We start from the raw sequence: 6,693 nt of genomic DNA on the forward strand, positions 1-6,693 counted from the left end.
AGTTGTAGCTCCAAAGTCTTTTGCAGTAAGAAGAGTGAACACACCTTCTTTACTTTGGACTTCACTGTAATTAAAAGCATCTATAGCAAATCTTACATTAAGTCTATAATCATCACTGCTAAGAATTTCCGCAGTGGAAACTCCTCGCTGTAACCGGATAGTACCGGTATTAGCCATCAGTAATGCTGACAGCGCCAGAAACAAGTACATGATCAGGTATTTTTTCATGTTTTCTCCTAATTTCAAATATTAATATATACTAATTAATTCTCTTATGAACCAAACAGATCACTTACAATATATATTAAGCAAGAATGGTACCAAGTCGAATAAAATCACAGAAATGGCCAATATTCCTTTACATTAAGTTACAAATTGAATCAATATGATGGAAAGAAAATAACGCAGAAAATGACAATAGAAGCCTTAGCTAAGTGGCATTAGAACTATATTGTTTAATCCTCTTCGCTATAGCTTTTTGTTAAATTGCGAATTCCGGCTGGATTCAATTTTACAGTATCGTATCTTGAGGGCATGGCAGAAAAGTATTTGCTGTAAACAATCTTTAAATGAAACTCATCATTTTCCAGGGGACTATAATCTGGCATTTCGTACAATAGATCTAATTCGTCATTGGCACCGATCTCAGCATATTCATAGTCTATTGTGCTAACCAAATTGTTTTCTGAATCAAACAAGCCCAAGATAAAGAATCCTTGAATTTCTACATTGAGGTTATTTTGCAGGGTTACAAAAACATCAGCAGGCAAGGGGAGCTTGTAAATATCATAGAGAAAGCTTTCTTCTTCGGCTACCGGAACTACGTTTATTTCGCTTTCCAGATTGAAAGCCTCTTCATCCAACCAGTTTCCGCTATAGCTTCTAGCCGAACGAAAGCCGCCCCAATAGGCTAAAGTACGTTCTTCGTAGCTCGACATGCCGGGGTCGTTTACATGATAAGAAGAAGCTTTATCTATTGGCCCGTCTTGTTTAACAACCAATACCCAATGAGATCGCCTGCCAGCTACCTTTACAATTACCTTGTTTCCTTTTTCCAATTCACCATTAAGAAAATCCCAATCGTTGTACCGCGTACTTTGGCCTTCCAATTCTAAGCCTAAGCCATCACCATCAATGAGGCCAGGGATTTGCCAACGCATGTTGTTTCCGTAGTAGCCACCATTCTTTCTAAGCCAGTCATTTAGTTTATCGGGAGTCATGTAGGGATTTGATGCTTCAGCATTAAGCATCATGGAAAGGCAAGAAACCACACATCCGCTTCGCGCAATTGATGTACCTCTGCCAAGACGATTTGATCCCCAACGAGAATCCGTTTGAGAAAACCAACTAAAGCCGGTGGCATAGATTAGGTTTATCATTAGTAAAAGGATGCATATAGCTGTGTATTTTTTCATAAGTAGTATCTCTGCTTAAAAAACAATGTTACAGTAACATACCATAACTAAGTCATGATGAGAAAAGACAAATATCTGTCAATAAAGAATATTTCGCTTGTCAGAAAAAACAATTATATTAAATTGCCACCAATACAACCTGCGATGAGAGATACGTTCTGGCATCAAGGGTGGAAAATCTCCTCCTTATGCCATCAACGTATACATTCTTCGCAATTTAAGGGAATAGAAATCATGCTTAAAAGACACGTAGTTACAATCATTGTGGATGATATTAACGAAGCATTTCAGCCCGTAAGTGATTTGCTTCATGCCAATGCTCAACACATCCTATTAAGAGTGGGATATCCCATGCGGGATTGGGGTGCATCAGTGATATTTCTGATAATGGAACTCACCACAGAGCGGATGGGGGCATTTTCTGGAAAACTGGGCATGATTAATGGGGTGCGGGTTAAAACCCAAACATTGAAAATTGAACGAGGAGATAAAAATGAAGATTAACACGGAAGGACTTAAATCCTTTATTCCAGATGCAAAGATTGAAGCCTATTTGGAAAGCGAGAAAAATGCGCCAGAGAGCAGGATTAGGGATATTATTCAAAAGTCTTTGGATAAGAATAGGCTAGACCCACAAGAAACAGCAGCCTTGATAAGTGTTAAAAATCCAGAATTACGACAGATGATTATGGAGGGTGCTCATGAACTAAAGGAAAGAATATATGGTAATCGAATAGTTTTGTTTGCTCCGTTATACGTGGGGAATGAGTGTATTAACGATTGTGTATATTGCGGTTTTAGAATCTCAAACAAAGAGTGTCAACGCAGTACCTTAAGTCATGAACAATTGGTTGATGAAACTAAAGCATTAGTTGAAACGGGACATAAACGCCTAATAATGGTATATGGAGAACATCCCAAATACGATGCTCGCTTCATTGCCGATACCGTACAAACCGTGTACAACACAAAATACAAAAAGGGTGAGATTCGTAGAGTAAATATTAATGCTGCACCTATGGATGTTGAGGGTTACCGAATCGTTAAATCAGTTGGTATTGGCACTTATCAGATCTTTCAGGAAACATATCATCAAAAAACCTACGAAAAGCTTCATCCTCTAGGACCCAAAAGTAACTATTTGTGGCGATTAGATGGACTTGACAGAGCAATGAAAGCTGGGATTGACGATTTGGGTATAGGTGCTTTGATGGGATTGTATGATTGGCGTTTTGAAGTGATGGCTTTACTATATCACACCATACATTTAGAAGATACTTTCGGGGTTGGTCCGCACACGATTTCCTTCCCACGTATTGAACCAGCTATAGGTACAGATTTCACTCAGCATCCACCCTTTAGAGTTACAGATGAAGATTTTAAACTTCTGGTTGCTATTATTAGATTAAGTGTGCCATACACAGGTATGATTCTTACTGCTAGAGAGCCCATTGAAATACGTAATGAAGTGTTAAGATTTGGAGTATCTCAAATTGATGCCGGAAGCTCAATTGGCGTGGGAGACTATTCCCATAAAAACGATGAATCTCGCAAAAAATCGCAATTTGTTTTGGGGGATACTCGTTCTTTGGACGATGTGATATACGAATTAGCCCAAGGTGGTTATATACCTTCGTTTTGTACATCTTGTTATCGAGCAGGAAGAACCGGCGAGCACTTTATGGAATTTGCCATTCCTGGATTCGTAAAAAGATTTTGCACTCCCAATGCGCTATTGACTTTTGCTGAGTATCTTCACGATTTTTCCTCGCAAAGAACTCACAAGGCAGGATTGGAGCTAATCGATAACGAAATCTCTAAAATTCAAGACCCTAAGATGAAAGAATCTGTAATCTCCAAACTTGAAGAAATGAAAGCCGGAGCAAGGGATTTATTTTACTAAAAAAAGATAGATTTGCCCAAGCATAGGATAAACTTATCTTGTTTATAAAACTATAAGGAGTTTATAATGATTATAGAAGTAACAGATCTTAACTTCTCAGAAGTTGTAAAGCAAGGCAAGGTAATTCTAGATTTTTGGGCATCATGGTGTGGTCCCTGCAATATGTTAAATCCCATTATAAAGGAGCTTGCCGAAGAACACAAAGAACTTACTGTGGGAAAGGTAAATGTTGATGATTATCCGGATTTAGCTGGGAAGCATGGTGTTATGAGTATTCCTACTATACTTTTCTTTCAAGATGGAATTCTGAAAGACAGCTCGATTGGAGTTGTCTCCAAGAATGTGATTTTGAACAAACTTGAATCCTTAGGGTGATTATATATATTGAGAACAAACCACAAACGCTTGCTAAACGCTGTTGAATACTACCCATTTAGGGCATTGCTCGCCCTGTTGCGCTTATTTCCCTATAGGTGCAGCAGGGCTTTAGTTATTGGACTGTTTGTGGGTATTGGATATGGTATTGGAATACGTAGAAATGTTGCCGAAATTCAATTGAGCCATGTATACCCCCATTGGCATAAAAAAAAGCTGAAGAAAGTTCTAAGAAACGTCTATCGTCAAATGGCACTTAATATTTGTGAAGAGTATCTTATGAGTGACGATATGCTAAATGCAAAATCTCAAGTAAAAGGATTTGAATATCTTCAGGAAGCTATGTCTTTAAACAAAGGGGTTATTATGGCTACCGCACACTTTGGCAATTGGGAGGCGGCACGGATTTTACCGATGCGTGGAATACCCTTAAGCGTGATAGCAAAAGGACAGCGAAACAAGCTCTTCGATAATTATACAAATTCCATTCGAGAACGGCAAGGACTTCACGTTATTGATATGAGCAAAGGTCTAAGAGATATTATGCAAGATCTTTCTGAAAATAGAGTTGTTGCCATTCTAGCAGATCAAAACGCCGGTAAACGGGGCATAGTAATGGATTTCTTGGGCTTTCCAGCATCGAATTGGAAAGGAGTTGCCAAAATTAGCTTGCGTTATCATATCCCCATTGTTCCAGGATTTGTAGTGCGATCCCAAGATGATAAAATCAGCTTTGAGTTTTCGAAGATGATATATCATCCCAATATGGATGATTCCGAAAAGAATTACACCATAGTTATAAATGAAATCATCCAGATTACCGAGAAATACATACACGAGTATCCTGATCATTGGTTTTGGGTGCATAAACGCTGGAAACACGCATACGATATGTTTAAGGATATTAAAAAAGTATAGGATTATCCATATATAGTTAATGTAGATAACTGGGAAATACAATTACGGCATACAATTAATCGGGGCATTGGATGAGCTCGCCTCTAAGATCAAACAAGACAGATTATATGTGGATTAACGTAGGTTTAAGCAGACATAATCCATAATACTTAGCATGATAATTAGTTAAACCTACTCTATCCATAGCTCGATCTGGAGGGGAGAAATCTATTAATCAAGTAACAATTTATCATTAACAAGACCGTTGAATAAGCGAGGCACATACTACAAGGGTGGTGGGCAGGTATAGGTGCAATCAGAAAAAAACCGATATCTCGTGCATAAATTTCTGTTATACTATGGACGGGCAACGGTCTCTTAACGGTCTTTTTCTTCACATCACAAGTAACATGAAAGAGTCATCATTTTCGGCTAGTATCTTACTTAAAGATTAAGATTGACAGTAAGGACAATATTGGGAAATTGGCAGAAGATTAGCTTAATGGAGTATCAGATGTACATAGATCATCGCTATGAAGTTTTGGAAAGCCTGGGCTCGGGAAGTTGGGCAAATGTTTATAAGGTACGGGATATTCGTACAAACAAGTTATATAGTCTCAAATTATTCCAATACCTTTCTTCCGAAGAGCTATATCGGTATTTTAGCGCAGAAGACATGCACCATATTACCAAAATTGAGCATCCTAATCTAGCGCATGTTGTGGATTTTGGTCATGTAGGTGATCATGTGTATTTTATTACAGACTATTTTGAGGGCAAAACATTAGCAAATTTTCGCTTTACCAAATCCAGGATAAATCTGATATATGATATTGTGGTGCAAATCTGTTACGCATTGTATGCGTTACATAATCAGAACATACTGCACAAGGACCTTAAGCTTGAAAACGTTCTATATAGCATAAATGGCGCTCAGATAACCGTGAATCTGATTGATTATGGATTCTCAAAAGTGGATCCTTCAAAAGATAATCAACACGTATCGGGCACTCTACCATATTTGGCGCCTGAATTGTTTACCGGAGGACAGCCAACTGCACATAGCGATTTTTATTCTCTGGGAGTTTTGCTATATCGTTTATGTACTGGTTCTTTTCCTTTTAGTATAGATCAGATTAATGCGTTGATAACAGGCGGACATCAGTATTTTATTCCAAACTTTCCCTCTTCTCTAAACAAAAATATACCTCCCGAACTTGAACGGTTTATTCTGAGGTTGCTAGAACGTAACCCCGAAAACAGATTCCAAAGCGGACAAGAGATAATTGGCTATATAAACCGCATTCATCATGATGAATACCCATTCTCGGCATCGTGGTCAATAGTTAATACCATGCGCTTCAATAGCTATATTGTGAGAGAAAAGTTTTCTCACCAGATATTGGATTTTGTGCCCTCTGTGAACCAGGCTAATGGCAAAATAGTCTCCGTAATAGGGGGAGATGGGCTTGGCAAAGATAGTATTCTTTCGTTATTCCGTTACCATTTGTTGGGTGGCGAATATTTCTTGTTTGATTATACCTGTACTCGGACAGATCATGAGGCGTTTTTTGCCCTAATTAAAGAATATGTTCATTCCTTGGGGGAAGACGAGGTTGAGGGGCACGAATTTTTAGCTCAGATTTCTGCAAAATTCAAGCAATATCTTTTTGCGGGAGAACAAGAAGCAAAAAGCGTTAGCCAGAGTTCTGAGGATCTTAAGCTGGATTTTGAAAGTGTTAAGAATCTATTGATTCACCTCTCGGAGCATAAACCGATTATCTTTATCATTCGTAATTTCCAATATGTAAATAGGCATACGATAGATTTTATAAACTTTATGTCTACAGTCTTGATACAGAAAAGAATGATGATTGTTCTGTCGTGCAACGATTTCAATAAAGTGAGTCAATTAAATCATACGGTTATGCTTAATATCCCGTTTTTAGATGTTGAAGAAAGCAAATCCTACATAAATAAGCTATTACCCGTTAAAGCTCCAGAAAGGCTATCTTTAGAGCTTTATAGAAGATCATCTGGGAATCCCCATTTTATACGTGAGATATTGATAGATCTTGTTCAACGGAAGAGCATTATTTTCGA

7 protein-coding genes are annotated in these 6,693 nt (G+C 38.0%); 5 read left to right on the forward strand and 2 right to left on the reverse strand.

From position 1 onward, the window contains the following. Both LHW48_07570 and LHW48_07575 read right to left on the reverse strand, forming a co-directional pair. On the reverse strand, window positions 1-228 hold a 228-nt coding region (locus tag LHW48_07570), incomplete at its 3' end, for a hypothetical protein (protein ID MCB5260314.1). 227 nt (window positions 229-455) lie between these two features. Further along, the gene (locus LHW48_07575) at window positions 456-1,415 is read right to left on the reverse strand and encodes a C39 family peptidase (protein MCB5260315.1); all 960 of its coding nucleotides are present in this window, start codon (window positions 1,413-1,415) and stop codon (window positions 456-458) included. Window positions 1,416-1,649: 234 nt separating this feature from the next. On the opposite strand from LHW48_07575, the gene LHW48_07580 reads away from it, so the two are divergent. The 5 genes from LHW48_07580 to LHW48_07600 form a co-directional block, all read left to right on the forward strand. After that, the gene (locus tag LHW48_07580; GenBank protein ID MCB5260316.1) at window positions 1,650-1,919 is read left to right on the forward strand and encodes an iron-only hydrogenase system regulator; all 270 of its coding nucleotides are present in this window, start codon (window positions 1,650-1,652) and stop codon (window positions 1,917-1,919) included. After that, window positions 1,909-3,318, forward strand: a complete 1,410-nt coding sequence (gene hydG / locus LHW48_07585; protein MCB5260317.1) for a [FeFe] hydrogenase H-cluster radical SAM maturase HydG — start codon at window positions 1,909-1,911, stop codon at window positions 3,316-3,318. The genes LHW48_07580 and hydG overlap by 11 nt, the downstream gene beginning before the upstream one ends. 66 nt (window positions 3,319-3,384) lie before the next feature. After that, window positions 3,385-3,693 carry a thioredoxin gene (gene trxA / locus LHW48_07590; GenBank protein MCB5260318.1) on the forward strand — a complete coding sequence of 103 codons (309 nt, stop codon included), beginning with the start codon at window positions 3,385-3,387 and terminating at the stop codon, window positions 3,691-3,693. Window positions 3,694-3,702: 9 nt separating this feature from the next. Continuing rightward, entirely contained in the window at window positions 3,703-4,611 is a 909-nt protein-coding gene (locus LHW48_07595) for a lysophospholipid acyltransferase family protein (protein MCB5260319.1), read from the forward strand. Between the two features lie 493 nt (window positions 4,612-5,104). Then, on the forward strand, window positions 5,105-6,693 hold a 1,589-nt coding region (locus LHW48_07600; GenBank protein ID MCB5260320.1), incomplete at its 3' end, for a protein kinase.

Source organism: Candidatus Cloacimonadota bacterium, assembly GCA_020532355.1.
Taxonomy (GTDB): Bacteria; Cloacimonadota; Cloacimonadia; order Cloacimonadales; family Cloacimonadaceae; genus UBA5456.